Here is a 17371-nt window from a genome sequence, read left to right as displayed (position 1 = left end):
CAAGTATTCCGTCCGGCAAGGGCGGCTAAACCACCCTCCCCTGTTCCGCCAGCGCCTCCTGCACCAGCGGGTGCAGGGCGGCGCCGTGTTGTTCCACTTGCCAGGCCATGAGCTCAATGCGCATGGCGGGGGTCCAGAAGCTTTGCAGGTGCTGGCGCACGCCGCGCACGGCCTGGTCCTTGTCCGGTTCCGTGGAGAAGAACTGGGCGATCTGGTTGGCCATCTTGATCAGGTTTTCGGTGCTCATCGACGTACCTCGGCTTTTTCCGTTCTGCGGCGTTCCTTGAGCAAGCGCCGCTGTTCGTCACTGAACTGCTGATAACGTTTCTGCCATTCGGAGGGGTGGTAAACCCGCGAGACCTCCACCGCCGTGACCTTGTATTCCGGGCAGTTGGTGGCCCAGTCGGAGTTGTCGGTGGTGATCACGTTGGCGCCCGATTCGGGGAAGTGGAAGGTGGTGTACACCACACCCGGCGCCACCCGCTCGCTGACCTTGGCCCGCAGCACCGTCTGCCCGGCGCGGCTGCCCACGCCCACCCAGTCGCCTTCGGAGATGCCACGGCTTTCCGCGTCGGTCGGGTGGATTTCCAGGCGGTCCTCCTCGTGCCAGGCGACGTTGTCGGTACGCCGAGTCTGGGCACCGACGTTGTACTGGCTGAGGATGCGCCCGGTGGTCAGCAGCAGCGGATAGCGGCTGTTGACCTTCTCATCGGTGGGCACATAGCCGGTGAGCATGAAGCGCCCCTTGCCGCGCACGAATTCCTCGATGTGCATGGTCGGTGTGCCATCCGGCGACGCGTCGTTGCAAGGCCACTGCAGGCTGCCGTGGCGGTCCAGCTCGGCGTAGCTGACGCGGGTGAAGGTCGGAGTCAGGCTGGCGATCTCGTCCATGATCTCGGACGGGTGCCGGTAGTCCATCTTGTAGCCCAGGGCGTTGGCCAGCAGCTGGGTTGCCTCCCAGTCGGCCTTGCCGCCCAGCGGGTCCATCACCTTGCGCACGCGGGAGATGCGCCGCTCGGCGTTGGTGAAGGTGCCGTCCTTCTCCAGGAAGGAGCTGCCCGGCAGGAAAACGTGGGCGAACTTGGCAGTCTCGTTGAGGAAGATGTCCTGCACCACCACGCACTCCATGGCCGACAGGGCCGCGGTGACGTGCTGGGTATTCGGGTCGCTCTGAGCGATGTCCTCTCCCTGACAGTAGAGCGCCTTGAAGGTGCCGCCGAGCGCCGCCTCGAACATGTTGGGGATGCGCAGGCCCGGATCAGGCTGCAGGGTCACGCCCCAGGCCTGTTCGAACTGGTGGCGCACCGCGTCGTTGGAGACGTGGCGGTAGCCCGGCAGCTCGTGGGGGAAGGAGCCCATGTCGCAGGAGCCCTGCACGTTGTTCTGCCCACGCAGCGGGTTCACGCCAACACCCTCGCGGCCGATGTTGCCGGTGGCCATGGCGAGGTTGGCGATGCCCATGACCGAGGTGCTGCCCTGACTGTGTTCGGTAACGCCCAGGCCGTAATAGATGGCCGCGTTGCCGCCGGTGGCATAGAGCCGTGCGGCGGCGCGGATGTCGTCGGGCGACACGCCGCAGATCGGCCCCATGGCCTCGGGGGAGTTTTCCGGCAGGCTGACAAAGTCGCGCCAGCGGGCGAAGTCCGCCGCTTCGCAGCGGGCATCGACGAACGGCTGGTTGACCAGGCCTTCGGTGACGATGACGTGGGCCAGTGCGTTGAGCATCGCCACGTTGGTCCCCGGACGCAGCGCCAGGTGCAGCTCGGCGCGGGCGTGGGGCGAATCCACCAGGTCGATGCGGCGCGGGTCGATGACGATCAGCCGCGCGCCCTCGCGCAGGCGGCGCTTGAGCTGGGAGCCGAACACCGGGTGCGCGTCGGTGGGGTTGGCGCCGATCACCAGCACCACGTCGGCCTGCATCACCGAGTCGAAGCTCTGGGTGCCCGCGGACTCGCCCAGGGTTTGCTTGAGGCCGTAGCCGGTCGGCGAATGGCAGACCCGCGCACAGGTGTCGACGTTGTTGTTGCCGAAGCCCGCACGCACCAGCTTCTGCACCAGGTAGGTTTCTTCGTTGGTGCAGCGGCTGGAGGTGATGCCGCCGATGGAGTCACGCCCGTACTTGAGCTGGATGCGGCGGAATTCGCTGGCCGCGTAGGTCACCGCCTCATCCCAACTGACTTCCTGCCAGGGATCGTCGATGTGTTTGCGGATCATCGGCTTGGTGATGCGGTCCGGGTGCGTGGCGTAGCCCCAGGCGAAACGGCCCTTCACGCAGGAGTGGCCGTGGTTGGCCTGGCCGTTCTTGTCCGGGACCATGCGCACCAGCTGGTCGCCCTTCATTTCCGCGCGGAAGGAGCAGCCCACGCCGCAATAGGCGCAGGTGGTGATTACGCTGCGCTCCGGCTGGCCCATCTCCACCACGCTCTTTTCCATCAGGGTGGCGGTGGGGCAGGCCTGCACGCAGGCGCCGCAGGAAACGCATTCCGAGTCGAGGAAATTCTCGCCACCAGCCGCTGCCACGCGGGACTCGAAGCCGCGACCGCTGATGGTCAGGGCGAAGGTGCCCTGGGTTTCCTCGCAGGCACGTACGCAGCGGTTGCAGACGATGCACTTGCTCGGGTCGTAGTCGAAATAAGGGTTGGAGACGTCCTTCTGCTCATCCAGGTGGTTGGCGCCGTCGTAGCCGTAGCGCACTTCGCGCAGGCCCACCTGGCCGGCGACGGTCTGCAGCTCGCAATTGCCGTTGGCCGAGCAGGTCAGGCAGTCCAGCGGGTGGTCGGAGATGTACAGCTCCATGACGTTGCGCCGCAGGGTGGCCAGCTTGGGCGTCTGGGTGTGGACCGTCATGCCCTCGGCCACCGGCGTGGTGCAGGATGCCGGGTAGCCGCGCATGCCATCGATCTCCACCAGGCACATGCGGCAGGAGCCGAAGGCCTCCAGGCTGTCGGTGGCGCAGAGCTTGGGAATGGTGGTGCCGAGCAGTGCGGCGGCGCGCATGACGGACGTACCCGCCGGCACGGTGATCTCGCGGCCGTCGATGGTCAGGCTGACCTGCACCTCGCTCTCGCGAGCCGGCGTGCCGAGATCGATGTCGCTGGCGGGGTCGAAGATGTTGATCATTGGTCAGCCTCCGAGGTCTCCAGACCGAAGTCGGCGGGGAAATGCTTGAGCGCGCTGGTCACTGGGTAGGCGGTCATGCCGCCCAGGGCGCAGAGCGAGCCGTAGGTCAGGGTGTCGCAGAGGTCCTTGAGCAGAATCACCTGCTCGTCCCGCGCCTTGGCGTCAGGGGCCGCCAGCAGGCGGTCAACCACTTCCACGCCACGGGTGGAGCCGATGCGGCACGGCGTGCACTTGCCGCAGGATTCCTCGGCGCAGAATTGCAGCGCGAAGCGCGCCATGTGGGCCATGTCGAGGGTATCGTCAGCCACCACCACACCACCGTGGCCGAGCATCGCGCCCATGGCGGCGAAGGCCTCGTAATCCAGCGGCGTATCGAACTGCGCAGGGGGCACCCAGGCACCCAGCGGCCCACCTACCTGGGCGGCCTTGAGCGGCCGGCCACTGGCGGTGCCGCCGCCATAGCCTTCCACCAATTCCCGCAGGGTCAGGCCGAAGGCGCGCTCCACCAGCCCGCCATGGCGGATGTTGCCGGCGAGCTGGAAGGGCATGGTGCCCAGCGAACGGCCCATGCCGAAATCACGGTAGAACTGCGCGCCACGGGCCAGGATGACCGGCACCGAGGCCAGGGTGAGCACGTTGTGCACCAGCGTCGGCTGGCCGAACAGACCTTGCAGCGCCGGCAGCGGCGGCTTGGCGCGAACCACGCCGCGCTTGCCTTCGAGGGAATCCAGCAGCGCGGTTTCCTCGCCGCAGATATAGGCGCCGGCACCGACGCGGACTTCGAGGTTGAAAGCCCGACCGCTGCCGCCGACGTTGGCGCCGAGATAGCCGGCCTCACGGGCGATCTCGATGGCGGCACGCAGGGCCTCCACCGATTGCGGGTATTCGGAACGCACGTAGATGTAGCCCATGGTCGCGCCGACGGCGAGGCCGGCGATGGCCATGCCCTCGATCAGCAGGAAGGGGTCTCCTTCCATCAGCATGCGGTCGGCGAAGGTGCCGGAGTCGCCTTCGTCGGCGTTGCAGACCACGTACTTCTGCTCGGCGACGGCTCCCCGCACGGTGCGCCACTTGATGCCGGCCGGGAAGGCGGCGCCACCCCGGCCACGCAGGCCGGAATCCAGCACCGCGGTGGCGATGTCATCACCGCTCAGGCCGATGGCGCGGGTCAGCCCTTCGAAACCGCCGTGGGCGCGATAGTCGTCCAGCGACAGCGGCCGGGTAATGCCGGCGCGGGCGAAGAGCAGGCGCTGCTGGCTCTTCAGGTAAGGAATGTCCTCCACCGGCCCCAGGGCCAGGGGGTGGCTGCCGGCATCGCCGGCGAGGGCGTCCAGCAGAGAAGGGACGTCTTCAACGCCCAGCGGACCGAAGCCAAGGCGGCCTTCAGCGCTGTCCAGTTCCACCAGCGGCTCCAGCCAGTAAAGGCCTCGGGAGCTGGTGCGTTTGATTTCCAGCGGCAGGCTCCGCCGATCGGCCTCACGGGCAAGCGCCAGGGCCAGGTCGTCGGCGCCGACAGCGCGGGCGACGGAGTCGCAGGGGATGCACAGCTTCAGCATGAACCGTCCTCCAGGCAGCCCTTCACCAGCGCGCTCAGGCGCTCAGGGGTCAGTCGCGCGTGCAGGCGGCCATCCAGTTCCAAGGCCGGCGAGCAGGCGCAGGCGCCCAGGCAATAGACCGGCCGCAGGCTGATCTGCCCGTCGGCACTGGTGCCGTGGTCGTCCAGCTCCAGCTGTTCACGCAGCTGCGCGGCCAGGCGCTCGGCGCCCATGCTCTGGCAGGACTCGGCGCGGCACAGGCGCAGGGTATGGCGTGCCGGCGGCGTGGTGCGGAAGTCGTGGTAGAAGCTGATCACCCCGCGTACCTCGGCCAGGCTGAGGTTGAGGGCATGGGCGATCTCGGGGATGGCGATGTCGGGAATGTACCCGGCATCCTCCTGGATGGCGTGGAGGATCGGCAGCAGGGCACCGGGGGTGCCCTTCTCTCTTTCCAGCACGCTGTGAATCAGAGGCAGGTAAAGCGTCTCATCAGACATACAGCGTTCCTCAGCATCACGGACAACAAGCCTGTGCGGGTCATCCGGAAGTCGTCGGCTGCGGCTCACCTGCCACGTCACGGAAGCGTGGTCCTTCGGGCGGCCGTCCTTGCGCCCCGGCGGGGCGTCTTCGCGCGCGTATCCGGGGCATTCGGGGAGCTTGCCATCCCCGCCGTTCGGGAATTTCACCCCAGCGACCATTCGCATCCTGAAACCGACCTTGGCCGACCAGACGGGGATTCGGGCTCTGGTTCCTTCTTTATAGGCGGTTCGTCCAAGGAGCTGGCAAGCGACGGACCTGCGGTTCGCTCAGACGGCGCGGGGAACCCTGTGGGGACGAATTCATTCGCCAAGGTCAGCGCAGCTGACCCACTCGGGCCCGCAGGGCGGACCTGCGGCCCGCTTGGCGATTGAAATCGCCCCCGCAAGGGCTCGTACGCTCCACGAAAACGGCAGTTCCGAACCCGTCTTGCCCATTCGCGACCGGCTTGACGCTTTCGGCAATACCCCGGTCGCTTTTGCGCGATAGCGCCGAATTCCCCAGGGATATGCTCCCCCCAAAGCGCCGGCAGAAGATTCGGCGCATGCATAACAGGGGACAGCCTGATGAGCCCAGCCGAACTGCACGCCGACAGCATCGTCATCGACGGTCTGATCATCGCCAAATGGAACCGCGAACTCTTCGAGGACATGCGCAAAGGCGGCCTGACCGCAGCCAACTGCACCGTGTCCGTCTGGGAGGGCTTCCAGGCGACGGTCAACAACATCACCGCCAGTAACAAGCTGATCCGCGAAAACAGTGACCTGGTGATCCCGGTGCGTACCACCGCCGACATCCGCAAGGCCAAGGAACTGGGCAAGACCGGCATCCTCTATGGCTTCCAGAACGCCCATGCGTTCGAGGACCAGATTGGCTATGTCGAGGTCTTCAAGCAGCTGGGCGTGGGCATCGTGCAGATGTGCTACAACACCCAGAACCTGGTGGGCACCGGCTGCTACGAGCGCGACGGCGGCCTGTCCGGCTTCGGTCGTGAGATCGTCGCCGAGATGAACCGCGTCGGCGTCATGTGCGACCTGTCCCACGTCGGCTCCAAGACCTCCGAGGAAGTCATCCTCGAATCCAAAAAGCCGGTCTGCTACTCCCACTGCCTGCCGTCCGGCCTGAAAGAACACCCGCGCAACAAGTCCGACGAAGAACTGAAGTTCATCGCCGATCACGGCGGTTTCGTCGGCGTGACCATGTTCGCCCCGTTCCTGGCCAAGGGCATCGATTCCACCATCGACGACTACGCCGAAGCCATCGAGTACGTGATGAACATCGTTGGCGAGGACGCCATCGGCATCGGTACCGACTTCACCCAGGGCCATGGCAAGGAATTCTTCGAGTGGCTGACCCACGACAAGGGGTACGCCCGCCGCCTGACCAACTTCGGGAAGATCGTGAACCCGCTGGGCATCCGCACCGTGGGCGAGTTCCCCAACCTCACCGAGACCCTGCTCAAGCGCGGCATGCCCGAGCGCGTGGTGCGCAAGGTCATGGGCGAGAACTGGGTCCGCGTACTGAAAGACGTCTGGGGCGAGTGATCCCGCCACTTGGCGCCACGTAGGTTGGCGCCGAGGAATGAGGCCCAACGAGGAGTGCGCAGCGCTCCCCACGAAGTAACCCATAACACCGCTGGCCGGCTCTGCGAGCCGGATGTTGGGCTTCGCAAGCTCAGCACCGACCTACGCAAGCCCAGCGCACCTTGCATATCGAATTCCGGAGCTAAATCAACATGGCCAAACACGCCCCCGAACTGCCCATCGAAGTCGACAGCGAAACCGGTGTCTGGACCACCGACGCCCTGCCGATGCTCTACGTGCCCCGTCACTTCTTCGTGAACAACCACATGGGCATCGAAGCCGAACTGGGCCCGGAGCGCTACGCCGAGATCCTCTACAAGGCCGGCTACAAGTCCGCCTGGCACTGGTGCGAGAAGGAAGCCGAATGCCACGGCCTGGAAGGTGTGGCGGTGTTCGAGCACTACATGAAGCGTCTGTCCCAGCGCGGCTGGGGCCTGTTCCAGATCGAATCCATCGACCTGGACAAGGGCACCGCTGAAGTCCGCCTGAAGCACTCCGCCTTCGTCTACGTGTACGGCAAGGTGGGTCGCAAGGTCGACTACATGTTCACCGGCTGGTTCGCCGGCGCCATGGACCAGATTCTCCAGGCCCGTGGCAGCAGCATCCGCACCGTCGCCGAACAGGTGTACAGCGGTTCGGAAGAAGGCCACGACGACGGCCTGTTCATCGTCAAACCCCTTTAAGGCGAGGCCCGGGAAATGGCATTCGAAGCTATGTTCCAGCCGATCCAGATCGGCAAACTCACTATCCGCAACCGTGTGCTGTCCACTGCCCACGCCGAGGTCTATGCGACCGACGGCGGCATGACCACCGATCGCTACGTGAAGTACTACGAAGAGAAGGCCAAGGGCGGCATCGGCCTGGCCATCTGCGGTGGTTCGTCGGTGGTCGCCATCGACAGCCCGCAGGAGTGGTGGAGCTCGGTGAACCTGTCCACCGACCGCATCATCCCGCACTTCCAGAACCTGGCCGACGCCATGCACAAGCACGGCGCCAAGATCATGATCCAGATTACCCACATGGGCCGTCGCTCCCGTTGGGACGGCTTCAACTGGCCGACCCTGATGTCGCCGTCGGGCATCCGCGAGCCCGTGCACCGCGCCACCTGCAAGACCATCGAGGTGGAAGAGATCTGGCGTGTGATCGGCAACTACGCCCAGGCCGCGCGCCGGGCGAAGGAAGGCGGCCTGGACGGCGTCGAGCTGTCCGCCGTGCACCAGCACATGATCGACCAGTTCTGGAGCCCGCGCGTCAACAAGCGTACCGACGAGTGGGGCGGCACCTTCGAAGGCCGCATGAAGTTCGGCCTGGAAGTGCTCAAGGCCGTGCGCAAGGAGGTCGGCGACGATTTCTGCGTCGGCATGCGTATCTGCGGTGACGAATTCCACCCGGACGGCCTGTCCCACGAGGACATGAAGCAGATCGCCAAGTATTACAGCGACACCGGCATGATCGACTTCATCGGCGTCGTCGGCTCGGGTTGCGACACCCACAACACCCTGGCCAACGTGATCCCCAACATGAGCTACCCGCCGGAGCCCTTCCTGCACCTGGCGGCCGGCATCAAGGAAGTGGTCAACGTGCCGGTTCTGCACGCGCAGAACATCAAGGACCCGAACCAGGCCACCCGTATCCTGGAAGGCGGCTACGTGGACATGGTGGGCATGACCCGCGCCCACATCGCCGACCCGCACCTGATCGCCAAGATCAAGATGGGCCAGGTCGACCAGATCAAGCAGTGCGTCGGCGCCAACTACTGCATCGACCGCCAGTACCAGGGCCTGGACGTACTCTGCATCCAGAACGCCGCGACCTCCCGTGAATACATGGGCGTGCCGCACATCATCGAGAAGACCACCGGCGTGAAGCGCAAGGTCGTCGTCGTCGGCGGTGGCCCGGCCGGTATGGAAGCAGCCCGCGTGGCAGCCGAGCGCGGCCACGACGTGACCCTGTTCGAGAAGAAGGACCAGCTCGGCGGCCAGATCACCATTGCCTCCAAGGCACCGCAGCGTGACCAGATCGCCGGTATCACTCGCTGGTATCAACTGGAGCTGGCGCGCCTGGGCATCGACCTGCGCCTGGGCACCGGGGCGGACGTGGACACCATCCTCGACCTCAAGCCGGACATCGTCGTGCTGGCCAACGGTGGTCATCCCTACCTGGAGCAGAACGAGCACTGGGGCGCGGCAGAAGGCCTGGTGGTGAGCAGCTGGGACATCCTCAACGGCACCGTGGCGCCGGGCAAGAACGTCCTGGTGTACGACACCATCTGCGAGTTCGGCGGCATGTCGGCGGCGGACTACCTCGCCGAGAAAGGCGCCCAGGTGGAAATCGTCACTGACGACATCAAGCCGGGCATCGCCATGGGCGGCACGACCTTCCCGACCTACTACCGCAGCATCTACCCGAAAGAAGTGATCATGACCGGCGACCTGATGCTGGAAAAGGTCTACCGCGAGGGTGACAAGGTGGTGGCGGTGCTGGAGAACGAATACACCGGCGCCAAGGAAGAGCGTGTGGTCGACCAGATCGTCATCGAGAACGGCGTACGCCCGGACGAAGGTCTGTACTACGCACTCAAGGATGGTTCGCGCAACAAGGGTCAGATCGATGTGGAGGCGCTGTTCGCGATCAAGCCGCAGCCCTGCCTCAGCGAGTCCGGTAGCGGCTACCTGCTGTTCCGCATCGGCGACTGCGTGGCCCAGCGCAACACCCACGCGGCGATCTACGACGCGCTGCGTCTGTGCAAGGACTTCTAACCCAAGCCCGCACGGAAGGCCCCCTCTCCCGCTTGCGGGAGAGGGCGGGGGGAGAGGGCAAGCCGACAGCTTCTATGCTCCAGGCATCCCCCTCTCCCTAACCCTCTCCCCCAAGGGGGCGAGGGGACTGGTTCGGAGCACCCCTTTCGGTCCCTGCAAGGAGACCAACTAGAATGCTGAACACCCTTCTCCCGATCCTGCTCTTCGCCGCCCTGGCACTGGCCGTGCTGGGCGCTGCGAAGCGCTTCTTCATGTGGCGCCGGGGCCGTCCGTCGAAAGTCGACTGGATCGGCGGCCTCATGAAGATGCCGCGTCGCTACCTGGTGGACCTCCACCACGTGGTCGAACGCGACAAGTACATGTCCAAGACCCACGTGGCCACCGCCGGTGGCTTCGTCCTCTCCGCAGTGCTGGCGATCGTCGTGCACGGCTTCGGCCTGCAAAGCCGAATCCTCGGCTTCGCCCTGCTGGCGGCCACGGTGCTGATGTTCGTCGGCGCCCTGTTCGTCGCCAAGCGCCGCCTCGATCCGCCGTCGCGCCTGTCGAAGGGTCCGTGGATGCGCCTGCCGAAGAGCCTGCTGATGTTCTCGGTGAGCTTCTTCATCGCCACCCTGCCGGTGGCCGGCGTCCTGCCGGAAGGCTTCGGCGGCTGGTTCGTCGCCGGCCTTCTGGCCATTGGCGTGGCCTGGGGCGTGTCCGAGCTGTTCCTCGGCATGACCTGGGGCGGCCCGATGAAGCACGCCTTCGCCGGTGCCCTGCACCTGGCCTGGCACCGCCGCGCCGAGCGCTTCGGCGGCGGCCGCTCCACCGGCCTCAAAGCGCTGGACCTGGCTGATCCGAACGCCCCGCTGGGCGTGGAAAAGCCCACCGATTTCACCTGGAACCAGTTGCTCGGCTTCGACGCCTGCGTGCAGTGCGGCAAGTGCGAGGCGGTGTGCCCGGCCTTCGCCGCCGGCCAGCCGCTGAACCCGAAGAAGCTGATCCAGGACATGGTCATCGGCCTGGCCGGTGGCGACGACGCCAAGTTCGCCGGCAGTCCCTACCCGGGCATCCCGCTGGGTGAACACGGCGGCGGCCCGCACCAACCCATCGTGGTCCAGGGCGGCAAGGGCCTGGTGGAAGCGGACACCCTCTGGTCCTGCACCACCTGCCGGGCCTGCGTCGAGGAGTGCCCGATGATGATCGAGCACGTCGACGCGATCGTCGACATGCGCCGCCACCTCACCCTGGAAAAGGGTGCTACCCCGAACAAGGGTGCCGAGGTGCTGGAAAACCTGATCGCCACGGACAACCCTGGCGGCTTCGCCCCCGGCGGGCGTCTGAACTGGGCGGCGGACCTGAACCTGCCGCTGATGAGCGAGAAGAAGCAGGCCGACGTGCTGTTCTGGGTCGGTGATGGTGCCTTCGACATGCGTAACCAGCGCACCCTGCGCGCTTTCGTGAAGGTGCTGAAGGCCGCCAACGTCGACTTCGCCGTGCTCGGCCTGGAAGAACGCGACAGCGGTGACGTGGCCCGTCGCCTGGGTGACGAGGCCACCTTCCAGCAACTGGCCAAGCGCAACATCGCCACCCTGAAGCAGTACCAGTTCAAGCGCATCGTCAGCTGCGACCCCCACAGCTTCCACGTGCTGAAGAACGAATACGGCGCCCTGGGCGGCCACTACGAGGTCCTGCACCACAGCACCTTCATCAATGAACTGGTACAGCGTGGCAGCCTCAGCCTCGGCCAGCACAAGGGCGGCAGCGTGACCTACCACGATCCCTGCTACCTGGGCCGCTACAACGGCGAGTACGAAGCCCCGCGCGCCGTGCTCAAGGCCATCGGTATCGAGGTGAAGGAAATGCAGCGCTCGGGCTTCCGCTCCCGTTGCTGCGGCGGTGGCGGCGGCGCGCCGATCACCGACATCCCCGGCAAGCAGCGAATTCCTGATATGCGCATGGTGGACATCAAGGAAACCGGCGCCGAGCTGGTGGCCGTGGGTTGCCCGCAGTGCACCGCAATGCTGGAAGGCGTGGTGGCCCCGCGCCCCGAGATCAAGGACATCGCCGAACTGGTGGCGGATGTGCTGATCGAGGTGCCCGTGGAAGTAAAAAAGCCGTCGGCGGCTAAAGCTGCCGTGGAGGTGGCGTGATGAACGCCGCTCTCCGCTTGCTTTTCTCCCCTCTCCCTCCGGGAGAGGGGCCGGGGGTGAGGGAAGCCTCAGGCCTCCGCAGAACGCCCACCCTCCCTCACCCCAACCCTCTCCCAGAGGGAGAGGGAGCTATCCGTGCAGCCCTGGAGATAGCCCTATGAGCGACATCATCCGCCGCGACCCGCGCGCCGAGTGGATCGCCCGCAACCGCCTGCACCCGCTGCATGCCGCCATGCAGACCCAGGGGCAGACGAGCTGGATGGGCCCCAACGGGCTCATCCGCAAGAACCCCCATGCCGCTGCGGCCGGTTTCATCGGCCCCAATGGCCTCAAACGAATCGACCGTAGTGGCGCCCAACAGGGCACTGCCGGCAAGCGCAGCACCGCGACCGAAGTGGTGCAGCTGCCGCTGCATGTTGTCGAGCAGCCGGCCTTCCACATCTGCGTGGTGCCGGACATGGTCGGCGGCCGTCTTTCCAGCCACGACAAGGACCTGCTCGGCCTGGCCAACAAGCTGGCCGGCAACGACGGTGCGGTGGTCGTCGTGCTGTTCGGCGAAGACAAGGAATCCGCCTTCGATACCGCCGGTGTGGACCGCATCGTGCGTATCGATGGCGGTGAATTCGACGGTTACTCGCCGGAAGCCCGCGTACTGGCGCTGAGTGCTGTGGAAAGCCAACTGGCGCCGCGCCACTGGCTGCTCCCCGACAGCCGCACCGGTGGTGGCGAACTGGGCCGCCGCCTGGCCGCCAAGCTGGGCGAACGCCCGGCCACCCGCGTCTGGCAGGTGGCCAATGAACAAGCCACCGGCCGTGCCGGTGCTGGCCGTGAGGACCTGGTGCGCGCCGTGCCGCGCCTGATCCTGGCCGCCGCCGAATGCGCCGAGCCGGTCAGCGAAACCCGTCATGAAGCCCGCGCCCTGGAGCTGTCCGCGAACATCGCCCACAGCCTGCCGCGCATCGAGGACCTCGGCCCGGTGGCCGTGGACCCGGCGCAGATCCCCATGGCCGAGGCGGAATTCATCCTCTCCGGCGGCAACGGCGTGAAGGACTGGGACCTGTTCCACCAGGCCGCCGCTGCTCTCGGCGCCACCGAAGGCGCTTCCCGCGTGGCGGTGGACGACGGCTTCATGCCGCGCAACCGTCAGGTTGGCGCCACTGGCACCTGGGTTACCGCGCGGGTCTACCTCGCCGTGGGCATCTCCGGCGCCATCCAGCACCTGCAGGGCATCGGCGCCTGCGACAAGGTCGTGGCGGTGAACATGGACCCGGGCTGCGACATGATCAAACGCGCCGATCTCTCGGTGATCGGAGACTCCGCCGCCGTTCTCACCGCGCTGATCCAGCTGGCCACCGAATACCGTCAGGGAGGGGCACGCGATGCCGCATGACGCACTGAAGATCGTCAGCCTGGTCTCCATCGGCGCGCACCCCACCTCGGGCCGCGCGCGCCGCGCCGACCAGGACGCCCGCGCCGTGGAACTGGGCCTGCGCCTGGCCGGCTCGCGTCTGCGCGTGGTGCATGCTGGAAACCCGCACGAAGAAGCCCTGCGCGCCTACCTGGGCATGGGGTTGGATGAGCTGATCGTCCTCGACCAGGGCCCGCAGGACGATGCGTTGCCTCCGCTCGGCGACTTCCTCCGCGAATGCGGCGCCCAACTGGTGCTTACCGGCAGCCAGGCGGAAACCGGCGAAGGCTCCGGCATGCTGCCGTACCTGCTGGCAGAACGCCTGGGCTGGCCGCTGGTGGTGGGCCTGGCTGAGGTGGAGAAGGTGGACAATGGCGTGGCCCAGGTCCTGCAGGCGCTGCCGCGCGGCCAGCGCCGCCGGCTGAAGGTGCGCCTGCCCTTCCTCGCCAGCGTCGACAATGCCGCACCCACGGCGCGCCAGAGCGCATTCGGCCCTGCTCGCCGTGGCCGCATCGAGGCGGAAGACGTGGAGCTGGTGGAGGATGTACTGTTCACCGAGGCCCAGCTTCAACCGGCACGGCCACGGCCCAAGCGCCTCAAGGTGATCAAGGCCAAGACCGGCGCCGAACGGATGAAGGCGGCCACCGCGAAAGCCTCGGGCGGCGGCGGCCAGGTGCTCAAGGACGTCTCGCCCCAGGCAGGCGCCGAAGCTATCTTCAAACTGTTGCTGGAAGAGGGAGTGCTGCGCTGACCGCGCAGCATCCATTTGGAGGAAAGCGCGATGATGCATGCCGATCTGATCGACCAGGAAGACTTTCGCGAGCGTCTGGTGGCGCTGGGGCTCAGCATCCCGCCCGGTGTCACGGCCGAGCAGGCCTGCGAACAGGCCGTGAGCGGCCTCAGCCCGGAACGCGCGCTAGCACTGCGCCGCCTGGTGGAAGAGTTGCTGGGGGGCAGCGCTACCCTGCTGCCGAATGTGCGTGAGGCGATTTCGCGCACACTGCTGCCGGCGCTGGTACCGCGCTGATCGCCGAAACCCGGAAATGAAAAAGGGCGCCATTGGCGCCCTTTTTGTTTCAGGTGTAGGAGCGAATTCATTCGCCAAGGCGCGCGCGGCGCGCCCCTTACACCACCCTCACACTGGCAAAGGTCGACTCACCCTGGGCGAGGCTCAAGGCCACGCCAGCGGTGGAAGGCGCGTTACGCACCAACTCATCCGGCACCGGCATCAAGGCCACCACATTGGCGTTCTGGCCAGCGCGCTCGTCGCGCGGCGGAATGCCGAAGTATTCGCGGTAGCACTTGGAGAAGTGCGGGGTGGAGACGAAGCCGCACACCGACGCCACCTCGATGATCGACATCGCAGTCTGCTTCAGCAGCTGGCGGGCGCGAATCAGGCGCAGCTTGAGGTAATAGCGCGACGGCGAGCAGTGCAGGTACTTCTGGAACAGCCGCTCCAGCTGGCGACGGGAGACGTCGACGTAGCAGGCCAGCTCGTCGAGGTCGATGGGCTCCTCCAGGTTGGCCTCCATCAGCGCCACGATTTCCTGCAGCTTCGGCTGGTTGGTGCCCAGCATGTGCTTGAGCGGCACGCGCTGGTGGTCCTGCTCGTTGCGGATGCGTTCGTAGATGAACATCTCGGAGATCGCGGCGGCCAGTTCGCGGCCATGCTCGCGGGCGATCAGGTGCAGCATCATGTCCATCGGCGCGGTGCCGCCGGACGAGGTGTAGCGGTTGCGGTCGATGGAGAACAGCCGGGTGCTGATATTGGCGCGGGGGAAGGCTTCCTGCATGGCCGCCAGACACTCCCAGTGCACGCTGCACTCGAAGCCATCGAGCAGACCGGCCTTGGCCAGCGCCCAACTGCCGGTGCACACGGCGCCCAGTTGACGGCCCTGGCGGGATTGTGACTGCAGCCACTGCACGTGCTCGCGGCTGACGCTGTGCTGGATGTCAACGCCGCCGCAGACGATCACGGCGTCCAGCGCCGGGGCGCTATCCAGGCCGCTGTCGGGGGTGATCTGCAGGCCATCACTGGCGCTGACGGGGCGGCCATCCTGGCTGAGGGTGAACCAACGGTAGAGTTCGCGGCCGGAGAGGTGGTTGGCCATGCGCAGCGGCTCGACCGCAGACGCCAGGGAGATCAGGGTGAAGTTGTCCAACAGCAGGAAACCAATGGACTGGGGAACACGGTTCTGGGCTTGAGCCCCTTGGTTGAACTGTGACATCAGCGAAACCCTCAGGCTAGGCACGGAGCGAGGCCTCGTTTGGAGGCTTTTTGTTATGGCCTGGTACTGCAAAACCAGGGAATACCAAGACTAGGCAAAGGTCGTGCCTAACTTGTTTGTATGATCAATCAAATATGTACGATTTCATCCAAGGCCCGTGCCATCTGGCCTAGGCGTGAGCGACAGAATCGTTCTGATTGCGACCGCCAGAACGCGCACCTACCACGCCCTGGGGCCCTGGGTAGCACTATCAGCATAGGCCGATGTCACCCTGTTCTGTCGGACAATACCTTCAGTAACAGACGGAAGGTTCGAACAATGACTGCCAGGTCACCTTCCCTGCCCGCCGCCGCACCATGAAGGTGCGGCGGCGGGTATCCTGGGCAATAGCGGGTCAGCACTCGATCGCGCTGACCGCGAGACCTCCGCGGGAGGTTTCCTTGTACTTGTCGTGCATGTCGGCGCCGGTGTCGCGCATGGTGCGGATCACCCGGTCCAGCGAGATGAAGTGCTCGCCGTCGCCGCGCAGGGCCATCTGCGCTGCGTTGATCGCCTTCACCGCGGCGATCGCGTTGCGCTCGATGCACGGCACCTGCACCAGCCCGCCCACCGGGTCGCAGGTCAGCCCGAGGTTGTGCTCCAGGCCGATCTCGGCGGCGTTCTCCAGCTGCGCCGGGGTCGCCCCCAGCACTTCCGCCAGGCCGGCGGCGGCCATCGCGCAGGCCGAGCCCACCTCGCCCTGGCAGCCCACTTCGGCGCCGGAGATCGAGGCGTTCTTCTTGCACAGGATGCCGACGGCGGCGGCCCCGAGGAAGTAGTGGACCACGTCGTCGTCGGTGGCCTCGGGGTTGAAGCGCATGTAGTAGTGCAGCACCGCCGGGATGATCCCCGCCGCGCCGTTGGTGGGCGCGGTGACCATGCGCCCGCCGGCGGCGTTTTCCTCGTTCACCGCCAGGGCGTAGAGGTTCACCCATTCCATCGCGCTCATGGTGCTGCCGATGACATTCGGCTTGCCCAGCTCCTGCAGGCTGCGGTGCAACTTGGCGGCGCGCCGCCGCACATTCAGCCCGCCGGGCAGGATGCCTTCCTGGCCGAGGCCGTTGCTCACGCACTCCTGCATGGCGTCCCACAGTTTCAGCAGCCCGGCACGGATTTCCGCCTCGCTGCGCCAGGCCTTCTCGTTCGCCAGCATCAGCTCGGAGACCCGCAGGCCGTGGCGCTGACAGAGCTGCAGCAGCTCTTCGCCGCTGGAGAAATCGTAGGGCAGCACGGTGGTGTCCTGGTCCAGCTGGCCGGCCCGGGCCTGGGCCTCGTCGACCACGAAGCCGCCGCCGATGGAGTAGTAGGTGTCGCGGTGCAGTTCACCCGCTGCGCCAAACACGATCAGGGTCATGGCGTTGGGGTGGTAGGGGAGGTTCTCGTCCAACAGCAGCAGGTCGCGCGGCCAGTCGAAAGCCACCGGGTGCGTGCCGTCCAGCAGCAGTTCGCCGGAGGCCTTGAGCGCCTCGATGCGCGGGCCGATCTGCTTCGGGTCGACCTGATCCGGCCATTCGCCCATCAGACCCACCAGGGTGGCACGGTCGGTGCCGTGGCCGACGCCGGTGGCCGACAGCGAGCCGTACAGGCGCACCTCGACCCGCGTCACCTGTGCCAGCAGCCCACGCTCGCGCAGCGCCGTGGCGAACAGCGCCGCCGCCCGCATTGGGCCCACGGTGTGGGAGCTGGAGGGGCCGATACCGATCTTGAACAGGTCGAACACGCTGATAGCCACGGGGCAACTCCGGTAGAAATCTCACTGGCGAACATGATCGGCATTTCGCCGAGGCGGCGACTTCCCGAACCGACTTGCTCGTATCCAAACACGTCGTGGTCGGGGAGGGTTCGATCTGTCCTTGTAGGGGCGAATTCATTCGCCAAGGGTTGCGAAGCGACCCCGATTGGATTCCAAGGGGCAGACCTTCGGCCTGCTTGGCGAATGATTTCGCCCCTACAGAGCATCGTCGTGACAGAGCACCGGCTTCCCTATGCCAGCCGCGACAGATCATTTCTACCTGCGACCCAGTCGGTAG

At 66.2% G+C, this 17371-nt stretch carries 13 protein-coding genes; 7 read left to right on the top strand and 6 right to left on the bottom strand.

Going from position 1 to position 17371, the window contains the following annotated elements; translation table 11 throughout:
• Window positions 1-25: 25 nt before the first annotated feature.
• Genes TQ98_RS01285 through TQ98_RS01270 form a run of 4 tightly spaced genes read right to left on the bottom strand, consistent with a single transcriptional unit; the run spans window position 26 to window position 5152 of the window.
• Window positions 26-247, bottom strand: coding sequence for a formate dehydrogenase subunit delta (locus TQ98_RS01285; RefSeq protein WP_044871145.1), 222 nt, complete (start codon window positions 245-247; stop codon window positions 26-28).
• Window positions 244-3120, bottom strand: a complete 2877-nt coding sequence (gene fdhF, locus TQ98_RS01280; RefSeq protein ID WP_044871144.1) for a formate dehydrogenase subunit alpha — start codon at window positions 3118-3120, stop codon at window positions 244-246. The genes TQ98_RS01285 and fdhF overlap by 4 nt, the downstream gene beginning before the upstream one ends.
• The gene (locus TQ98_RS01275) at window positions 3117-4676 is read right to left on the bottom strand and encodes an NADH-quinone oxidoreductase subunit NuoF (protein ID WP_044871143.1); all 1560 of its coding nucleotides are present in this window, start codon (window positions 4674-4676) and stop codon (window positions 3117-3119) included. Before TQ98_RS01275 ends, fdhF begins: the two co-directional genes overlap by 4 nt.
• Window positions 4670-5152 (bottom strand): formate dehydrogenase subunit gamma, encoded by a 483-nt coding sequence (locus TQ98_RS01270; RefSeq protein WP_044871142.1) that lies wholly within the window; start codon window positions 5150-5152, stop codon window positions 4670-4672. The genes TQ98_RS01275 and TQ98_RS01270 overlap by 7 nt, the downstream gene beginning before the upstream one ends.
• A 606-nt stretch (window positions 5153-5758) precedes the next feature.
• Between TQ98_RS01270 and TQ98_RS01260 the strand changes: the two genes are divergently transcribed.
• From TQ98_RS01260 to TQ98_RS01230, 7 genes are all read left to right on the top strand, one after another.
• Complete coding sequence (locus TQ98_RS01260; protein WP_044871141.1) at window positions 5759-6736, top strand: dipeptidase; 978 nt, start codon at window positions 5759-5761, stop codon at window positions 6734-6736.
• A 191-nt stretch (window positions 6737-6927) separates the two neighbouring features.
• A complete protein-coding gene (locus tag TQ98_RS01255; protein ID WP_044871140.1) occupies window positions 6928-7458 on the top strand; it encodes a 4-vinyl reductase in 531 nt (176 codons plus the stop codon).
• 15 nt (window positions 7459-7473) lie between these two features.
• Window positions 7474-9534 (top strand): dimethylglycine demethylation protein DgcA, encoded by a 2061-nt coding sequence (gene dgcA / locus TQ98_RS01250; RefSeq protein WP_044871139.1) that lies wholly within the window; start codon window positions 7474-7476, stop codon window positions 9532-9534.
• A gap of 173 nt (window positions 9535-9707) precedes the next feature.
• Window positions 9708-11666 (top strand): dimethylglycine demethylation protein DgcB, encoded by a 1959-nt coding sequence (dgcB, locus tag TQ98_RS01245; RefSeq protein ID WP_044871138.1) that lies wholly within the window; start codon window positions 9708-9710, stop codon window positions 11664-11666.
• Window positions 11667-11823: 157 nt separating this feature from the next.
• A complete protein-coding gene (locus TQ98_RS01240; protein ID WP_044871137.1) occupies window positions 11824-13056 on the top strand; it encodes an electron transfer flavoprotein subunit alpha/FixB family protein in 1233 nt (410 codons plus the stop codon).
• Complete coding sequence (locus tag TQ98_RS01235) at window positions 13046-13825, top strand: electron transfer flavoprotein subunit beta (RefSeq protein ID WP_044871136.1); 780 nt, start codon at window positions 13046-13048, stop codon at window positions 13823-13825. The genes TQ98_RS01240 and TQ98_RS01235 overlap by 11 nt, the downstream gene beginning before the upstream one ends.
• A gap of 30 nt (window positions 13826-13855) precedes the next feature.
• Window positions 13856-14101: a hypothetical protein gene (locus TQ98_RS01230; RefSeq protein ID WP_044871135.1), complete on the top strand. Its 246-nt coding sequence runs from the start codon at window positions 13856-13858 to the stop codon at window positions 14099-14101.
• Between the two features lie 97 nt (window positions 14102-14198).
• On the opposite strand, the gene TQ98_RS01225 is transcribed toward TQ98_RS01230, so the two are convergent.
• Window positions 14199-15302 (bottom strand): GlxA family transcriptional regulator, encoded by a 1104-nt coding sequence (locus TQ98_RS01225; RefSeq protein WP_044871134.1) that lies wholly within the window; start codon window positions 15300-15302, stop codon window positions 14199-14201.
• 394 nt (window positions 15303-15696) lie between these two features.
• Complete coding sequence (locus TQ98_RS01220) at window positions 15697-17073, bottom strand: L-serine ammonia-lyase (protein ID WP_044871133.1); 1377 nt, start codon at window positions 17071-17073, stop codon at window positions 15697-15699.
• Between the last annotated feature and the right edge of the window lie 298 nt (window positions 17074-17371).

It is taken from the genome of Pseudomonas sp. LFM046, from assembly GCF_000949385.2.
Taxonomy (GTDB): Bacteria; Pseudomonadota; Gammaproteobacteria; order Pseudomonadales; family Pseudomonadaceae; genus Metapseudomonas.
Note: the sequence above shows the minus strand (reverse complement) of the source record. Positions and strands in the feature narration are given on the sequence as shown.

Excerpts from the sequence above, each read along its gene's own strand:
- TQ98_RS01285 (WP_044871145.1), bottom strand. The coding sequence starts at position 247 with ATGAGCACCGAAAACCTGATCAAGATGGCCAACCAGATCGCCCAGTTC.
- fdhF (WP_044871144.1), bottom strand. The coding sequence starts at position 3,120 with ATGATCAACATCTTCGACCCCGCCAGCGACATCGATCTCGGCACGCCG.
- TQ98_RS01275 (WP_044871143.1), bottom strand. The coding sequence starts at position 4,676 with ATGCTGAAGCTGTGCATCCCCTGCGACTCCGTCGCCCGCGCTGTCGGC.
- TQ98_RS01270 (WP_044871142.1), bottom strand. The coding sequence starts at position 5,152 with ATGTCTGATGAGACGCTTTACCTGCCTCTGATTCACAGCGTGCTGGAA.
- TQ98_RS01260 (WP_044871141.1), top strand. The coding sequence starts at position 5,759 with ATGAGCCCAGCCGAACTGCACGCCGACAGCATCGTCATCGACGGTCTG.
- TQ98_RS01255 (WP_044871140.1), top strand. The coding sequence starts at position 6,928 with ATGGCCAAACACGCCCCCGAACTGCCCATCGAAGTCGACAGCGAAACC.
- dgcA (WP_044871139.1), top strand. The coding sequence starts at position 7,474 with ATGGCATTCGAAGCTATGTTCCAGCCGATCCAGATCGGCAAACTCACT.
- dgcB (WP_044871138.1), top strand. The coding sequence starts at position 9,708 with ATGCTGAACACCCTTCTCCCGATCCTGCTCTTCGCCGCCCTGGCACTG.
- TQ98_RS01240 (WP_044871137.1), top strand. The coding sequence starts at position 11,824 with ATGAGCGACATCATCCGCCGCGACCCGCGCGCCGAGTGGATCGCCCGC.
- TQ98_RS01235 (WP_044871136.1), top strand. The coding sequence starts at position 13,046 with ATGCCGCATGACGCACTGAAGATCGTCAGCCTGGTCTCCATCGGCGCG.
- TQ98_RS01230 (WP_044871135.1), top strand. The coding sequence starts at position 13,856 with ATGATGCATGCCGATCTGATCGACCAGGAAGACTTTCGCGAGCGTCTG.
- TQ98_RS01225 (WP_044871134.1), bottom strand. The coding sequence starts at position 15,302 with ATGTCACAGTTCAACCAAGGGGCTCAAGCCCAGAACCGTGTTCCCCAG.